General features: G+C 43.2%; 14 protein-coding genes. 8 read left to right on the top strand and 6 right to left on the bottom strand.

Annotated elements, in window-relative coordinates; translation table 11 throughout:
• Positions 1-159: 159 nt before the first annotated feature.
• Positions 160-2,430 carry a bifunctional 2',3'-cyclic-nucleotide 2'-phosphodiesterase/3'-nucleotidase gene (locus QPK24_RS01965; RefSeq protein ID WP_407082946.1) on the top strand — a complete coding sequence of 757 codons (2,271 nt, stop codon included), beginning with the start codon at positions 160-162 and terminating at the stop codon, positions 2,428-2,430.
• A gap of 169 nt (positions 2,431-2,599) precedes the next feature.
• On the opposite strand, the gene QPK24_RS01970 is transcribed toward QPK24_RS01965, so the two are convergent.
• The 3 genes from QPK24_RS01970 to QPK24_RS01980 all read right to left on the bottom strand — a co-directional run bounded on the left by QPK24_RS01970 (position 2,600) and on the right by QPK24_RS01980 (position 4,302).
• Positions 2,600-3,685 carry a hypothetical protein gene (locus QPK24_RS01970; protein WP_285745720.1) on the bottom strand — a complete coding sequence of 362 codons (1,086 nt, stop codon included), beginning with the start codon at positions 3,683-3,685 and terminating at the stop codon, positions 2,600-2,602.
• A 117-nt stretch (positions 3,686-3,802) separates the two neighbouring features.
• Positions 3,803-4,096: a hypothetical protein gene (locus tag QPK24_RS01975; RefSeq protein WP_285745722.1), complete on the bottom strand. Its 294-nt coding sequence runs from the start codon at positions 4,094-4,096 to the stop codon at positions 3,803-3,805.
• A 2-nt stretch (positions 4,097-4,098) separates the two neighbouring features.
• The gene (locus QPK24_RS01980; RefSeq protein ID WP_285745724.1) at positions 4,099-4,302 is read right to left on the bottom strand and encodes a helix-turn-helix transcriptional regulator; all 204 of its coding nucleotides are present in this window, start codon (positions 4,300-4,302) and stop codon (positions 4,099-4,101) included.
• A gap of 208 nt (positions 4,303-4,510) precedes the next feature.
• Here QPK24_RS01980 and QPK24_RS01985 point away from each other — a divergent pair, with 208 nt between their 5' ends.
• Positions 4,511-4,849 carry an RNA polymerase sigma factor gene (locus tag QPK24_RS01985; RefSeq protein ID WP_160036003.1) on the top strand — a complete coding sequence of 113 codons (339 nt, stop codon included), beginning with the start codon at positions 4,511-4,513 and terminating at the stop codon, positions 4,847-4,849.
• The gene (locus tag QPK24_RS01990) at positions 4,801-5,049 is read left to right on the top strand and encodes a helix-turn-helix domain-containing protein (protein WP_285745726.1); all 249 of its coding nucleotides are present in this window, start codon (positions 4,801-4,803) and stop codon (positions 5,047-5,049) included. Before QPK24_RS01985 ends, QPK24_RS01990 begins: the two co-directional genes overlap by 49 nt.
• A 92-nt stretch (positions 5,050-5,141) precedes the next feature.
• Here the strand turns inward: QPK24_RS01990 and QPK24_RS01995 are convergent, their stop codons facing one another.
• Positions 5,142-6,170: a LacI family DNA-binding transcriptional regulator gene (locus QPK24_RS01995; protein WP_285745728.1), complete on the bottom strand. Its 1,029-nt coding sequence runs from the start codon at positions 6,168-6,170 to the stop codon at positions 5,142-5,144.
• A 588-nt stretch (positions 6,171-6,758) separates the two neighbouring features.
• Here QPK24_RS01995 and QPK24_RS02000 point away from each other — a divergent pair.
• From QPK24_RS02000 to QPK24_RS02015, 4 genes are all read left to right on the top strand, one after another.
• Entirely contained in the window at positions 6,759-8,063 is a 1,305-nt protein-coding gene (locus QPK24_RS02000) for a sugar ABC transporter substrate-binding protein (RefSeq protein WP_285745730.1), read from the top strand.
• A gap of 166 nt (positions 8,064-8,229) precedes the next feature.
• A complete protein-coding gene (locus tag QPK24_RS02005; protein ID WP_285749025.1) occupies positions 8,230-9,570 on the top strand; it encodes a carbohydrate ABC transporter permease in 1,341 nt (446 codons plus the stop codon).
• On the top strand, positions 9,567-10,409 hold the full coding sequence (locus tag QPK24_RS02010) for a sugar ABC transporter permease (RefSeq protein ID WP_160036011.1): 843 nt from the start codon (positions 9,567-9,569) through the stop codon (positions 10,407-10,409). Before QPK24_RS02005 ends, QPK24_RS02010 begins: the two co-directional genes overlap by 4 nt.
• On the top strand, positions 10,406-12,085 hold the full coding sequence (locus QPK24_RS02015) for an alpha-amylase family glycosyl hydrolase (protein ID WP_285745732.1): 1,680 nt from the start codon (positions 10,406-10,408) through the stop codon (positions 12,083-12,085). The genes QPK24_RS02010 and QPK24_RS02015 overlap by 4 nt, the downstream gene beginning before the upstream one ends.
• Positions 12,086-12,174: 89 nt before the next feature.
• Here QPK24_RS02015 and QPK24_RS02020 read toward each other — a convergent pair whose 3' ends face one another.
• Positions 12,175-12,966, bottom strand: coding sequence for a hypothetical protein (locus tag QPK24_RS02020; protein ID WP_285745733.1), 792 nt, complete (start codon positions 12,964-12,966; stop codon positions 12,175-12,177).
• Positions 12,967-13,042: 76 nt separating this feature from the next.
• A complete protein-coding gene (locus QPK24_RS02025; RefSeq protein ID WP_285745734.1) occupies positions 13,043-13,927 on the bottom strand; it encodes a LysR family transcriptional regulator in 885 nt (294 codons plus the stop codon).
• A gap of 275 nt (positions 13,928-14,202) precedes the next feature.
• Between QPK24_RS02025 and QPK24_RS02030 the strand changes: the two genes are divergently transcribed.
• Positions 14,203-15,126: a phosphate ABC transporter substrate-binding protein PstS family protein gene (locus tag QPK24_RS02030; RefSeq protein ID WP_285745735.1), complete on the top strand. Its 924-nt coding sequence runs from the start codon at positions 14,203-14,205 to the stop codon at positions 15,124-15,126.
• The last annotated feature ends 103 nt before the right edge of the window (positions 15,127-15,229 follow it).

The following is a 15,229-nucleotide window of genomic DNA, read 5'->3' on the forward strand; positions in this document are numbered from 1 at the left end:
GCATAGATCGTTCTTCTTTCTTTTTTGTATAAAAAGCCTCCCTCAGAGTTGTTATTTTAGTTAAAATTACACTTTTATACCAGTAATAAATAGTTTAGAATATCTGTCAGAAGTATATTATTTCCAGTAGTATTGGAATGAAAATTTGGAGGGGTTCTTTTGAGATCACGTAAACCATTATTAGCAGGTCTGACTACCGCTGCTCTACTGTTTCAATTATTCGCCATCCCAGGACAACCTGTCTCTGCTGCAGATGCAGCCAAAGTAAAACTTCGTATTCTGGAGACAACGGATATCCACGTGAATCTGCTCGATTATGATTACTACAGTGATCAGGAAATTGAAACGTATGGTTTGGCAAGAACCGCTACTCTTATTAAAAAAGCTCGGAGTGAAGCGACCAATAGTCTTTTGTTTGATAATGGTGATCTTATTCAAGGCAATCCGCTCGGTGATTATGTAGCCAAAGTGAAGCCGCTAAAGGGTGCTGAGGTCCATCCTGTATATAAAGCGATGAATCTGCTGGATTATGATGCAGCAACGCTTGGGAACCATGAGTTCAACTATGGTCTTGATTTCTTGAATCAAACGCTGAAAGGCGCTGAATTTCCTTATGTGAATGCCAATATTTATAAAGATGACGGCGATCAGGATGAAAGCAACGACGTGAACTATTTTAAACCTTATGAAATTATGGAGAAGAAAGTAAAAGATGAATCGGGTAAGGAACATACATTGAAAATAGGCGTGATTGGACTTGTTACTCCGCAGATCATGCAGTGGGACAGTTCTTCCCTTACGGGTAAAGTTATTGCGAAAGACATTGTAAAGACAGCGGCGAAGTTTGTACCTGAAATGAAAGCAAAAGGGGCAGATCTGATCGTGGCCCTTGCTCATACCGGTTATGATCAGAATCCGCCGGCAGATATGGCAGAGAATGCAGTTCTTCCGCTGAGTGAAGTGGATGGTATTGATGCCATTTTGTTCGGACATGCCCATAAGATTTTCCCGGGAAGTGCATTTGCAGATCAAAAGGGCGTAAATCTTGAAAAAGGGACGATTAATGGTGTTGCCGCTGTAGAACCTGGTGCTTGGGGAGATAACCTTGGGGTTATTGATTTACAGCTGGAGCAGGCAAATGGAAAATGGAAAGTAGTAGATTCCAAATCCGTATCAAGCCCAATTTACGATGCAGCAAACAAAAAGGCATTTGTCGAAGCAGATAAAGAGATCGTAGCTGCTATATCGGATGAGCATAAAGCGACAGTGGATTATGTACGCGGGCCGGTAGGAACGACAACGGCGCCGATCACGAGCTATTTTGCGCTTGTTCAAGATGACCCTTCCATTCAGATTGTAACGAATGCACAGAAATGGTATATCGAAAACAAACTGAAAGGCACTAAATATGAAGGTACTCCGGTTTTGTCTGCAGGTGCGCCTTTTAAAGCAGGCGGCCGTATGGGAGCAGATTACTACACCGATATTCCTACTGGAACGATTGCGATAAAGAATGTAGCCGATCTCTATGTGTACCCAAATACACTTCATGCCGTTGAAGTAAACGGAGCAGAGATTAAAGAATGGCTCGAATGGTCTGCAGGACAGTTCAATCAGATTGATCCGAATAAGTCAGGGGAACAAGAGCTGGTTAATCTTGATTTTCCGACGTATAACTTCGACGTTATTGACGGCGTAACCTACGAGATTGATGTAACTCAGCCGAGTAAATATGATGCCAAAGGAAATGTAGTGAATGCTTCAGCGAGCCGCATCAAGAACCTTCAGTTTGAAGGGAAAGCAATCGACTTGCAGAAGAAATTTATCGTAGCAACAAATAACTACCGTGCCGGATCTTCCAAACTTGCGAATCCAGATGGAAAGCGAATTGTCCTTGCTGCTCCCGATGAGAGCCGCCAAGTCATCATTGATTACATTACCGAGAACAAAACGATTAATCCATCTGCCGATGGAAACTGGTCCTTCGCAGCAGTAAGCGGAAACCCGGAAGTTATTTTTAACACAGCAACAGAAGCGAAAAAATTAGTGGAATCCGATCCAGAGCTGAGTAAAGTGATGACGTATCTTGGTGAAGGAAAAGATGGATTTGGTAAATATGCATTGAATCTGGCAAGTGATAAAGCGGCTGCACCAGCACCAGAACCGAATCCAGCACCAACGCCAACGCCAACGCCGACACCAACACCAACACCGGAAAAACCAGCGACCCCAGTACAACCGTCTAAGCCGGAGAAGCCGTCCAAACCGGAAGCAAGCAAAGACAAAGTACATGTGGTGAAAAAAGGGGATAACCTCTACCGTATTGGCTTAAAATATGGTGTTGATTGGAAAACGATTGTAAAAGCAAACCAGATTAGCGATGTATATACACTGCAAGTAGGCCAAAAATTGATCATTCCCGCATCCTAATGGATAACTGATTTTGATTATTGCTAGAGTTGATTAAAGCCTTGCCCTCTGTCCGAGTGATTCGGCGGGGCAAGGCTTTTTTAGATTGGGGCGGATAACGGGGGAAGTCTAGTATTCTACACAGGTAAGAAAGATGATGAATATAAAAGTTCTAAGTTACTAAGTCGTTTTACGTCAGGGTCGTTACATATATGCCAAGCGGTGTACTTGCGCTGCCCGCCGTCATATATTTGAAGGAGTAGGAGCTTGCGCCTGGCGGAACAGTGACATCGGCAATGGGACTGGCCTGTGTGTTATTACGAAGAAGGGGTATACCGTAGGTTTTACCATCAATGAGTGCTGCCCCGGCAAATGCTCCACCGCGCGGGTTCACCCGAATACGAATTACAGCATCCTGGTTCGTCTCATTCAGAATCGGAATATTTACTTGATAGATGGCTCCGAATTGTCCCCGATTGGTCATGGATGCCGGCAGCGTGCTGCTGTCCGCAGTGAAGAGCAGGTCGGCTGGCAGTTCTCCCGTTAGCTTCGTGCCCGCACAGGTACGGTAGTTAGCGCTTTGTCCAACACGATATAGAGGGGTAGTTGCGTCTGTTTCAGAAAAAGTCCAGCTGCCGCGAGGGTGGGCTTGGGGGGCAGGCCGAGGTGGGATCGGAGCGGACGTAATCTCGCGAAGATCTTTATCTTCTACTTTGGAGACTACGGTTCGTATCTCGTAATTCTGTCCGCCTTTGCCGCTCGCGTGTTCTACCGTGAATTCGTAGATAAACCCTGCAAGCACGTCATCTTCAACTATGAACTCCTCAATAAGCGCAACTCCTCTGCCAAATTTATAAGGGTCTACGGGCTTAATGCGATCGAGAGTGCCGCCTACACATGACTTCGCAAGACATTGACCGACATCAATAATCCAGTGACCTGTGGAGGGACTTAGCTTCAGATCTCTTTCGATATGACGAACCTCGATTTGCTCCTCATCCTTGTTTTCAATCGTAACGCCAATGCGTACCGGAGCACCTGTACGATTGTAGTGCCATCCAAAGATGCGGTGTTTCATTGACCGTTTGGAAGTCACCACCACATCATGCCATAGTGTCGAAAACGGCTCTGTCAAAATCTCTTGTGTCAGTGTCTCTGGGTTGTCACTAAGCATTAATCTGCGCTCGTCGCCCGCTTTGGCGGAGGCAATATCAATATTAATGTTCCCCGGTACCATCAGTGTTTCAACAGCCAAATTTTCTTGTTTGCAGCTCATATTATTCCTCCTCGTTCTACTCTCATTTTTTGTGGCTCACTAATATAGGAGTTGAGGAGAGTGAAAATACAACCTGATTTTTAAAAAAAATAAAAAAAGTGAGGTCACTGACCCAATTTAGTAGTTTTGCTTGTTCTTATTGATATAAACGAAAATGCTGCCAAATACACTCAATGAAACCGTGAGATATAACAATAGATCGGGTACTATTTTTGTTGGAATGACGTCAATTAAATGAAGAACAATGAGAGCGATCATACCTAAATATAAAAAATGGAACAACATACTATTTGATTTATATTGAATCTCCTTGCCTCTCTCGTCTTTTCCCTCTGCGCTTGATTGGAACCTTAATAGATACATTTGGCTAATGATGATCAAAACAACAAATAACAATTTTACCCACAACATAGTTATTGCTCCTCTCTATAATCAAAAACATCGGTAAGTGGTTTCTCAAGAGCATTCGCTATTTTAAAAGCAAGAATTAGAGAAGGATTGTATTTATTTTTCTCAAGAGTTGCGATCGTTTGTCTACTAACACCCACCTTCGTTGCAAGTTGTTCTTGCGTCCATCCTTTTTCCGCTCGATAGACTACTAATTTATTGTTTAACAACAAGACCACCTCTAGTACTCAATGTAAACTATTTCTTACAAAATGTAAATTATTTCTAATTCCTTTGTTTAAGTCGAAAGACCTAGAGAAGAAAGAGCAGGAATAACTACTTTTTAAATTGGGACTTGGAAGAAAAAGGCGGAGCGATTATAATAACATCAAATAGGGAACAAATGTTCCTATAATTACAAAAAAAGAGGTGTTAGTTATGAGCAGTTCCGTCCACTATTATCAAAAAGAGCTCAAACGAATTGCATGGCGTCTTCAGTATCGTGTTCGTGCCGAACGCCAAAGAGAGCTTCCGCTCAAAACAGAGCTGCTGTTAATCTCGGCTTTATCTCCTGAACAAGAGATCGAATCAAAACTATTCATCGAGTATATTCTCGGACTCATTCCCTCGGATACGGGACAAAAAGTCATTCGTTTATTTTATTTGGAAGACCAAAGTGAAGCAGAGATTGCAAAAGAACTGAATATTAGTCAGCAGGCGGTGAACAAATGGAGAAGAAAAACAATCCAGAGTCTATCGGAGAGAATGAGTTCCTGAGACTTGTTTATGAAGTGCAGCAAGGGGATCCGGCTGCCATGGAAAAGCTGCTTGATATGTTTGAATCTGATATGCGGCTCTTAAGCAAATATATTCCCATGCCCGAAGAAGATGCTCTGCAGAGCATGAAGCTTGAATTTATCACACTGATTAAAAACAAAGTGCTCGATCAGAAGGGGTCGTCAGATGAGGAAGAGTAGAAAACGAAGTACCCGCTGTCTATGAAGACCGCGGGTACTGTGCTGTTTTTATATGAGTATGTGATGAGTAGAAAAGAGCCTATACGGTCCTCTTAAGAGAGATGATGCATGGACGATTCTCTTACCATTAGCCGATGGGGAATGATATGACGTTTATTGAACAAGGACTTATCCTCATCTTGTATGGCCTGAATGAGTGCTTGTGAAGCAACATATCCTAGATGATAGATACCAATATCTACACTGCTTAGCGGCGGGCTGTACAATTCGGACAAGGGATTGTTATTAAAGCTGACAATACATAGATCAGAAGGGACCTTGAATCCAAGCTCATTCAAACCGCGAAGGACTCCGAAGCTGACTACATCATCAATGACAACAAGCGCGGTAGGTCGTTCGGGTAAATTCATAAAGAAGGACATGGCTCGGTATCCGCTCTCCTGTAAGAAATCATCTTCCACAATCCAATCTGCTTTCACGGCTAGTCCTGCTTCTTTCATGGCTAGATGATAGCCCTGTAATCGGTCTTTAGATACCATTAAATTTTTGGGTCCGCTCACAAAACCGATTCGTTTATGCCCGAACGAAATCAGATGACGTGTAGCATCATAGGCTGCTTGTATATTATCCGTATCAACAGATAAAAGATCGGGAAATTGTTCTGTTCTTCCAACCAGTACAAATGGAAAATTCTCTTGATACAAAAATTCAACAACAGGGTCATTCTGCCTGGAATAGAGCAAGATTGCTCCATCTACCCGCCCGCCATATACCAGTCTTTGGACAGCTTCGACTTCTTCTTGTTCGTTCGCACCTGAACTGATGACAATATCATACCCTGATCGATTCGCCTGGGTGACAATTCCCCGAATCAGTTCCATAAAAAAGGTATTGAGGAACAGCTCTTCAGCCGGTTTGGGCAAGATCACCCCAATACTCTTGGTTGTTTTGGATACAAGACTTTTTGCCATTATATTTGGATGGTAGCCAAGTTCCTGCATAATATCGCGTACTTTACTAGCTGTTTTCTGACTGATACGAGGGTGGCCGGAAAGCACACGGGATACAGTGGAAGGAGATACACCCGCCAGTTTTGCTACGTCTTTGATTGTTACCGCCACTTCTTTTCACTCCTTAATGAAACCGTTTGCTTTGTATCGATATGGTAATCCATTATTTACCGGTTTGTAAATGGAGATTTTTTTAAGTTTATAACCATTGTGGCATCCTTTTAACAGAAAATGAAATTATTTTTATATTTTTTTAGCAAGAAAACCCTTATCTTATCCCTATTTCATTGAAAAAACAGAGAAAACAAACGATAGACATTGTAAACAGAAGTAAATAATGGATTAACTTGGTTGAATGATGGAATATGGAGGAATTTGAACTATGCAAACGTTTTAACAAAATGGTTTTGTCGGTTATGATTAATTTGATAATAAAGCGCTTACCTACCAATATTTATATGATTTTTGGATACATACGCTGATGACTTATCCGATGAAAGCAGAAATTTACGAATCAAGACAAACGTTTGCACAACGGAGGACATCTTTGATTCTTTGATTCTGATTTCTGAAAGGCAGTAAATAAACAGAGGATCTCTGCCGGATTCGGATAGGTTCAGTGAGCTTTTGTTGCTGTGTTCATACAGTGACGAAAGAAGGTGTATGCGCAGCAAAAAAAAGGGGAAGGGATGATTTCTAATGAAAAAAGGGAAAAAGTTCAGTTTCATGTCACTCTCACTTGCAATGACGGTTTTGCTTGCAGCATGCGGTAGTGGAGGCAGCGATGCTTCTAACAATACAGGAGAATCGGGAACAACCCCAGATAACGAAGCACCACCTGCTGAAGTCGAAGAACTTACACCGGAAGAAGGTGCGATGCTTACGATTTGGGACGGCGGAGATCAGAAGGGGTTTGTAGAACAGGCAGCCGCTGCTTTTGAAGAGAAGTATGGAGTCAAAGTATCTTACACAGAACTTGGTGCAGATAAAGCGATGACACAGATGGTTACGGATGGACCTGCGGGTGTTGGTGCTGACATATTTGCTGGTGTACATGATCAGATAGGGCAAGGAGTAACCGCGGGTGTTATTATGCCGAACGACTGGTTTGAAGAAGATATCCGAGCAAGAAACAGCGAACTCGCTGTAAATGCTTTAACTTATGAAGATATTCTATATGGATATCCGAAGTCTGTAGAGACAACGGCTGTATTTTACAATAAAGATTTGATTGATGCCGTTCCTGCTAATTGGGATGAGATTAAAGAGTTTGCAGCTACTTTTAACGATACGAAAGCCAATAAGTTCGCGATTATGTGGGATGTAGGGAACGGTTATAGTTCTTATCCTTTCTTCGGGGGATACGGTGCTTATGTCTTCGGTAATGATGGTACGGACCCAACCGATATCGGTCTGAATAGTGAACAAGGCGTAGAAGCAGCTGCTTTCCTTCAGTCACTAAAAGAGCTAATGCCGCTTAAATCTTCCGACATTAATGGAGATATTCGTAAATCCTTATTTACTTCGGGTAAACTCGCCATGAATATCAGTGGTCCTTGGGATGTCGGTTCTCTGAAAGAAGGCGTTACGAATCTGGGTGTAGGGGTATATCCTGCTCTTCCTAATGGCGATCCTATGAAACCTTTCTCTGGTGTGAAGAGTTATTTTGTAAATGCGTATACAAAGTATCCTAATGCAGCAAAACTGTTTGCTGATTTTATTACCAATGCAGAAAACCAAATGAAGAACTTTGAAATGACAGGGGCACTTCCGTCAAATACAGAAGCAGCAGGAAGTGATGCTGTGAAAAATGACGAGATCGCTTCGGCCTTCCTTGCTCAGTTTGAAAACTCAATTCCGATGCCTTCCATTCCTGCAATGGCTCAGTTATGGTCCCCAATGGAAGCCGCACTGTCCGACTTATGGAATAACGGTAAGGACCCTAAAGCAGTGATGGATAACGTTGTAGAACAAATGAAGAGTAACATTCAGACCGGATCTTAAGCAGTTACAAATTTATCGTTTTAATAAATTTTGAAATGGATCGAAATAGCTAGCAGATAAAAAGAAACCACCGACGGAACTTAAAAACTCCGGAGGTGGTTCATCACCATTTTGCGGAAGGAAAGGCTGGGAGCATACGATGAGCAAAGGACAATCCCCCACCATGATGTCAACCGGCAAACCGCAATCTGCCGGAGCAAGCCATGCCCGTAATGGGACCATACTTTCAGCATTGTTTATGGGACTTGGACAATTCTATCACCGTCAGTGGGTGAAAGGTGTCATTTTCATGCTTGCTGAGGTCATCAGTATTTATCTTATCATTGCACAGTTCGGAGCGAACCTATGGGGACTTGTAACACTGGGTGATACCCCTTCTCGAATGGAGAAGGTAGGAAGACTCTATCAGAACGTCCCTGGGGACCATTCGATTTTTATGATGATTTACGGACTTGCTGCCTTAATCTATATCGTGCTTTTCGTATTATTCTATATTGGTAACATACGGGATGCCCGGGCAGTTGGTCAGCTTCGGGATGAAGGGAAAGAAGCACCTTCTTTCCGAGATACGACAAGGCATCTCCTTGATAAAGGTTTTCCTTATCTGCTGCTTTCACTGCCAACCATTGGCGTACTCTTTTTTACCATTCTTCCGATTATGTTCATGATTCTAATGGCCTTTACCAATTACTCTGCGCCGGATCATATTCCGCCAAAGAACCTGGTAGACTGGGTTGGATTTGAGACATTCAAGAGCCTCTTTACCCTGAAAGCCTGGAGTAAAACGTTCTATGGTGTTTTGACCTGGACGATTATATGGGCTGTCGTAGCTACAGTGACTACTTATTTTGGCGGTATACTGGTTGCACTCCTAATTCAGCAGCATGGGATTCGCTTCAAAACGATGTGGCGTACGATCTTTATTCTTCCTTATGCAATACCGCAATTTATCTCTTTACTTATTATGAAAAATATTCTCAACTCCCAGTTTGGGCCTATTAATCAGTATCTCGGTATGCTGGGGCTCGGGCAAGTTCCATGGCTTAATGATCCGTTTATGGCGAAGGTGACCGTTATTCTCGTTAACATGTGGATCGGGATTCCTGTATCTATGATTCTAGTGCTCGGGGTATTAACGGCCATTCCAAAAGATTTATATGAAGCTGCTGAAGTAGACGGGGCTTCTGGATTCCAAAAATTCCGCAACATCACGATGCCATTCGTTCTGTTCCAGACTGCGCCGATTCTGATTATGCAGTTTGCTGGGAACATCAATAACTTTAACGTAATCTTCCTGCTTACAGGCGGTGCACCCGCGAATGGGGATTATGCATTTGCCGGAAGTACGGACCTGCTCGTTACTTGGCTATACAAACTTACACTGGATAATCAAAGATATAACTTCGCCTCTGCGATCGGAATTCTTATTTTCTTAATCATTGCCTCGTTCTCAATCTACAACTACCGTAGAAGCCGTTCGTTTAAAGAGGAGGATATGATTCAATGAAAAGAAAAAAACGGATTAAGCTTACCTTCAGTTATATTTTGCTGATACTCATCGCGATTGTATGTATTTATCCCGCTTTGTGGATTGTAATGTCTTCCTTTAAGGTAGGGGACTCGTTATATAGTGAGACTATTATTCCTGAAAAGTTCACTATACAGCATTATATAGACCTTTTTATGCCGAAAGCTGATAAAGATATTCCCTTCCTGAAGTGGTACGGAAATACGTTGAAGATTGCAGTTACAAGCATGATACTTGGAACGATTATTCAAGTACTCACGGCATATGCCATGTCTCGTTTCCGTTTTAAGGGACGTAAGACTGCGATGTCTGTCATTCTTATTCTAGGGATGTTCCCTGGATTTATGAGCATGATTGCCGTTTATGTTATGTTGCTGCAGATGAACCTGCTTGATTCGCCGCTCGCGCTGATTCTGGTGTACACTTCTGGTGCGGCACTCGGAATGTTCGTAGCCAAAGGATTCTTTGATACCATTCCCAGAGCGCTCGAAGAGTCGGCTTTGCTCGACGGAGCAAGTCATATGCGAATCTTTGTAAGTATTATTTTGCCGCTCTCAAGACCCATTATCACGTATATCTCACTCATGACTTTCAGCGGTGCATGGGTGGACTTTATTTTTGCAAGGCTTATTCTTCGGTCACGCGAAAACTGGACACTTGCTGTTGGACTTTATGAACTCGTAAATAGTTACTCCAGTACGGAATTCACTTTATTTGCTGCGGGTTCTGTTCTCGTAGCCGTACCCATCACACTTCTCTATATGTTCTTGCAGCGCTTCCTCGTTGATGGGCTGACAGCAGGCGCTACGAAAGGGTGATACCTATTCTTAAGGATAAGTTCGCTTGGAAAAAATGGATGAGTGCCAGCATATTAATATGCTCTCTGTGCTTTACAGCCGCCTGCAGTGAAAAGGGCGACAATAGGGACAGCACTGATGCTCAGGAGCAGGCCGATCTACCTGCTTCTCCCGCTTCGGATTCTACAGCTGTTATCGATGAACAGCCGGGCCGGGTATATTATGAAATCTTTGTTCGATCTTTTTATGACTCAGATGGCGATGGCATTGGAGATTTGAACGGCATTACAGAGAAGCTGGATTATTTAAATGATGGGAAACCCGGTGGCGACGATCTTGGAGTAGAGGGAATATGGCTTATGCCCATTAACCCCTCGCCAAGTTATCACGGATATGATGTCACGGACTACTACGAGGTTAATCCTGAATATGGCACAATGGAAGATTTACAGCATCTATTAGAAGAAGCACACAAGCGCGGGATGAAAGTCATCATGGATCTGGTCGTTAACCATACGAGCACAGAACATCCTTGGTTTGTGGAATCCGCTTCATCTTTAGACAATACACATCGTGCTTGGTATAAATGGGAAGAAGATCTGAATATAGATCCATCTGGACTTAGTGCTGCGGGCAGCGGCCCGGCATGGCATGAGAAGAATGGAAATCATTATCTTGGAACCTTCTGGAGCGGTATGCCGGATCTGAACTTTGATCTGGAGGCCGTTCGAGAAGAGATGAAGAAGATCGGAAAGTTTTGGCTTGAACAAGGTTTTGATGGATTCCGTCTGGATGCAGCAAAACACATCTACGAGGATTTACAGAGTGATCGCAGTCCCGAAACGACTGCCAAAAATGTAGCATGGTGGCAGGAATTTAGAGCGGCGATGAACGAAGTGAAAGAAGATGCTTATATTGTAGGGGAAGTATGGGAGAATTCCCCGGTATCTATTGCCCCTTATTTAGAAAATGCATTTGATTCCGGTTTTAACTTTGGACTTGCCGATCAAATTATTCGCACAGTAAGCAGTGAGCAAAACGGCGGTTTCTTGATTCAATGGAACCGCAACTATGAGCTTTTCGCCGAGAAATCACAAGGTCAATTTGTGGATGCGATCTTCCTTGCCAACCATGATCAGAACCGTGTGATGAGTCAGCTTAGCGGGAATAAAGATCATGCACGTATGGCCGCAGCGATCTTGCTGACGCTGCCGGGTAATCCATTCATATATTACGGAGAAGAGATTGGGATGAAGGGCTCAAAACCAGATGAAGAAATTAGGGAGCCTATGCTGTGGAGTAAAAACAGCAGCGGCAGCAAGGGACAAACGACTTGGGAGCAGGCAAAACATAATCAGGATGATGATGCTGTGAATGTAGAGGCGCAGCTTACAGACCCGTCATCGCTTTTATCCTTGTACCGTAATGTAATTGAGTGGAGAACAGGAATAGCAGCATTGCGAGATGGTGCGGTAGAAGATTATTCTGTAGAGGATGATCAAGTTCTTTCTTATATAAGAGCCACGGCAAGTGAGCAAGTGCTGGTTGTTCATAATCTATCTAGTGAAGCGAAAGAAGTAAGTTTGTCTGAAAAAGAGCCTCATTTCTCTGCAATACTGCATCAGACGGATGATCAAGCTAGTCTCCAGAACGGTACAATAAGCCTTCCTCCGTATAGTACAGTTGTATTGAAGTAAGAATAAAGTAATCAGTATAAAGTAATTAGAATAGAGTAATAAGAATAAAAACCTTGTCTCCCGTATGGAGGTAAGGTTTTTTGTAATGATTAGAAGCACTGAATATATAAAATTTGCCATGTAGGAAATGCTTGAATGATCGGATAGGGCTGCGTTTGCAGGAACACAGTTACCGCCGGATTAGTGAAGAGTACAACCCCTAAACGAACAGTCAGATTAAAAGGGTTAGGGCCTGTAATGATAACGGCCCAGCGATTTGTACAGAATGGGAGCGACCAAGGGAAACGTGCACTACGATAATCGGAAAGCTGAGATTCTGATTCCGATTCGGTAAGTTCCGCCTCGTTATCTTCCTCCCTAGGTCCACCAAGACCGGGCAAAATATTCCCGAGGATATTGCCGGGATTCGAAAGGCCGCCCATTCCTGGAGCCGGACTTAAGGGACCAAAAGGCCCTCCACCTGGAAATCCGGGGAACCCACCGCCTGGTCCACCACCTGGTCCACCGCCTGGTTCACCACCTGGCCCACCGCCTGGCCCACCGCCTGGCCCGCCACCCGGTCCGCCACCAGGAAACCCGCCAGGAAAACCACCTCCGCCCGGTATCTGCCAAGGTGATCCGCCGGGTCCCGTTTGCTGACCGGATTGTGCTACAAGCGTTTGGGCCTGCGCTGGATTAGAAGTTAGCATTTGATAATGCTGTAAAGCTTGGTATGGCGGGGAAGGCAGCGACCCGAGAAGGTTAGCAGGAACGGCCTGCGTTGCACCCGGTGTAGCCGTTAAACTCCCGATATTTATGGATCCTAATAAAGATTGGAGCGGAGCACTTCCTCCCTGACCAGGTGTCAGTGGAGCAGGTATAGGAAAGGTGGAAAAAGACAAAACAATCAACTCCCATTTTCGAATATTGGTTCATAGCCTATGGTCATATATATGAACCGCAAGTGGGATGGGTGCATCAGGATGTAATGAAGTTCCAAAATGCAGAAGCAGCTGGTGATAAATCTTTTCTTCTATATAAATAGGTGCAAAGTCTAGTATCTTGTTTTTCCAAACCTGGAATCGGCATCGAGCTGATATGGACTGAGGTAAAGGAGAGCATACTCGCAGGTAAAAAGGTAAACGCATTCCCTAAAGAGACGGTCTTCAGCGCTGCTTGCGGTGTAGCCGCAGATATCCTTTTCCATAAGTGAATATTGGTTTGTTCCGTAAATTGTTCTGTGTATTTATCAAGTAATCCTTGGCTTTCATAGTCAACGAATAAGATTTGAGAGAGATCACTGGGCTTTACAGAATCGCTCATTAACAGAGGATGATCCTTTGCTGATACAAGCACGAGCTGATCTTGCTTCAATAATACATAATCACTCGATTCCGGTTCCTGAGAGAGGGGCTGTTTTTCGGTACGTGCAAGTAGAAAAGAATCTTCTACATTTCCTTCTCCAGACGAATCTCCAATTAAGCTGCTTCTCACTGTAATTCCTGGATACTCTGAAGCGAAACGACTCATCACCTCAGGCAAAACATTTTCAGCGGCGAGTGAATCGGTATGGATGAGAACATCTCCTTGTCCAAGCGAACTGAATTGCTGAACTGTTCGTTTAACCGTATCGGTAAGTGCAAGAATTTGTTTGGCATGAGGGAGGATCGCCTTTCCTGCCTCGGTTAACATCATTCTTCCTTGCTGAGCAATGTATATGGGGACGCCCATGTCCTTCTCTAAGCTTTTCATATGGAAAGAAACCGTTGGCTGCTTCATTTGAAGTTCTCTAGCGACATCCGTTACTTTATTGTAGCGATCAATGAGAACGAGGATCTGAAACTTGATTACATTTATATTCATGGAGTGGTACCTCACTTCTGCTTCATTCATTTTACATACACGGTAGCTAAAAGGGATAGAAAACGATGAAAGAGGAAAACCTCTGGTAAATACACGCTGTTCGATCTTTCTGATATAGATTAATTATATCAACCCATAGATAAAATATATACATATTTAATAACAAGTTTACAAAACATAAATTTTATATTGATGCACTGGTTTTACAATAAAAACATAGTCAAACGTGGTAAACAAATAAACGCCACACACAATTTGGGGGAGGACAACCTAACATGTTCAAGAAAGCAAAGAAATTTCCTTTACTAGTGACAACACTCGCAATGACTGTCGTACTAGCCGCTTGCGGTTCTGGCTCTGATTCGACTGGTTCTGGAAATACAGATAATACAGGAACAAAATTAAGTGGTTCGATTCTTGCTGTTGGATCTTCAGCACTTCAACCGTTGGTTGATCAAGCTGGACAAGATTTTATGGAAGTGGAAGGAAATGAAGACATTACCGTTCAAGTCCAAGGCGGCGGTAGTGGAACAGGACTTACTCAAGTTGCAGATAAACAAGCAGATATCGGTAATTCGGATGTGTTTGCAGAAGAAAAATTAGATGCAGATCAAGCGAAAACTTTGGTTGACCATCAAGTGGCTGTTGTAGGAATGTCTGCTGTAGCGAATAAAGAGGTAGGTGTTACTGACCTGACTCAAGAACAATTGGTTGATATTTTCACTGGTAAAATCACGAACTGGAAGGAAGTTGGCGGAGCAGATCAAAAAATCGTTATCGTTAACCGCCCAGCAAGTTCAGGAACTCGTGCTACCTTTGAAAAATATGCTCTAGGTCAAAGTGCACCTGATTTACAAGGAGCTATTCAAGAAGATTCTTCCGGTACAGTTAAGAAAATCATTACGGAAACTCCAGGGGCAATCGGATACCTTGCACTGTCCTACCTCGATGATAGTATCACGGCCATTAAATATAACGGGATAGAAGCTACCGTAGAGAATATCGAATCTGGTACGTATCCGGTGTGGGCTTATGAACATATGTACACGAGCGGTGATCCGAATGAAGTAGTGAAGGCTTTCCTCGACTACATGTTGTCTGACGAAATTCAAGACACTTATGTTGTAGACCTTGGTTATATCCCAGTTAAAGGAATGCAAGTTGTGCGTGACGCGGAAGGTAATATTACCGAGAAATAAGGTAGAGTACAATTTTTAATTAATGAGATATAGATCGATAAGAGGCGGGCTGAATTATTGCTCGACCTCTTTCGTTCGGTTTTTAGATAAGATGCAGAATTAT

The sequence above is a fragment of the Paenibacillus polygoni genome (genome assembly GCF_030263935.1).
Taxonomy (GTDB): Bacteria; Bacillota; Bacilli; order Paenibacillales; family Paenibacillaceae; genus Paenibacillus; species Paenibacillus polygoni.

Bases quoted from the DNA above. Each gene is read 5' to 3' on its own strand.
- QPK24_RS02005 (WP_285749025.1), top strand. From the start codon at position 8,230: ATGTCAACCGGCAAACCGCAATCTGCCGGAGCAAGCCATGCCCGTAAT.
- QPK24_RS01990 (WP_285745726.1), top strand. From the start codon at position 4,801: ATGGAGAAGAAAAACAATCCAGAGTCTATCGGAGAGAATGAGTTCCTG.
- QPK24_RS02000 (WP_285745730.1), top strand. From the start codon at position 6,759: ATGAAAAAAGGGAAAAAGTTCAGTTTCATGTCACTCTCACTTGCAATG.
- QPK24_RS02025 (WP_285745734.1), bottom strand. From the start codon at position 13,927: ATGAATATAAATGTAATCAAGTTTCAGATCCTCGTTCTCATTGATCGC.
- QPK24_RS01975 (WP_285745722.1), bottom strand. From the start codon at position 4,096: ATGTTGTGGGTAAAATTGTTATTTGTTGTTTTGATCATCATTAGCCAA.
- QPK24_RS01985 (WP_160036003.1), top strand. From the start codon at position 4,511: ATGAGCAGTTCCGTCCACTATTATCAAAAAGAGCTCAAACGAATTGCA.
- QPK24_RS01970 (WP_285745720.1), bottom strand. From the start codon at position 3,685: ATGAGCTGCAAACAAGAAAATTTGGCTGTTGAAACACTGATGGTACCG.
- QPK24_RS02030 (WP_285745735.1), top strand. From the start codon at position 14,203: ATGTTCAAGAAAGCAAAGAAATTTCCTTTACTAGTGACAACACTCGCA.
- QPK24_RS02010 (WP_160036011.1), top strand. From the start codon at position 9,567: ATGAAAAGAAAAAAACGGATTAAGCTTACCTTCAGTTATATTTTGCTG.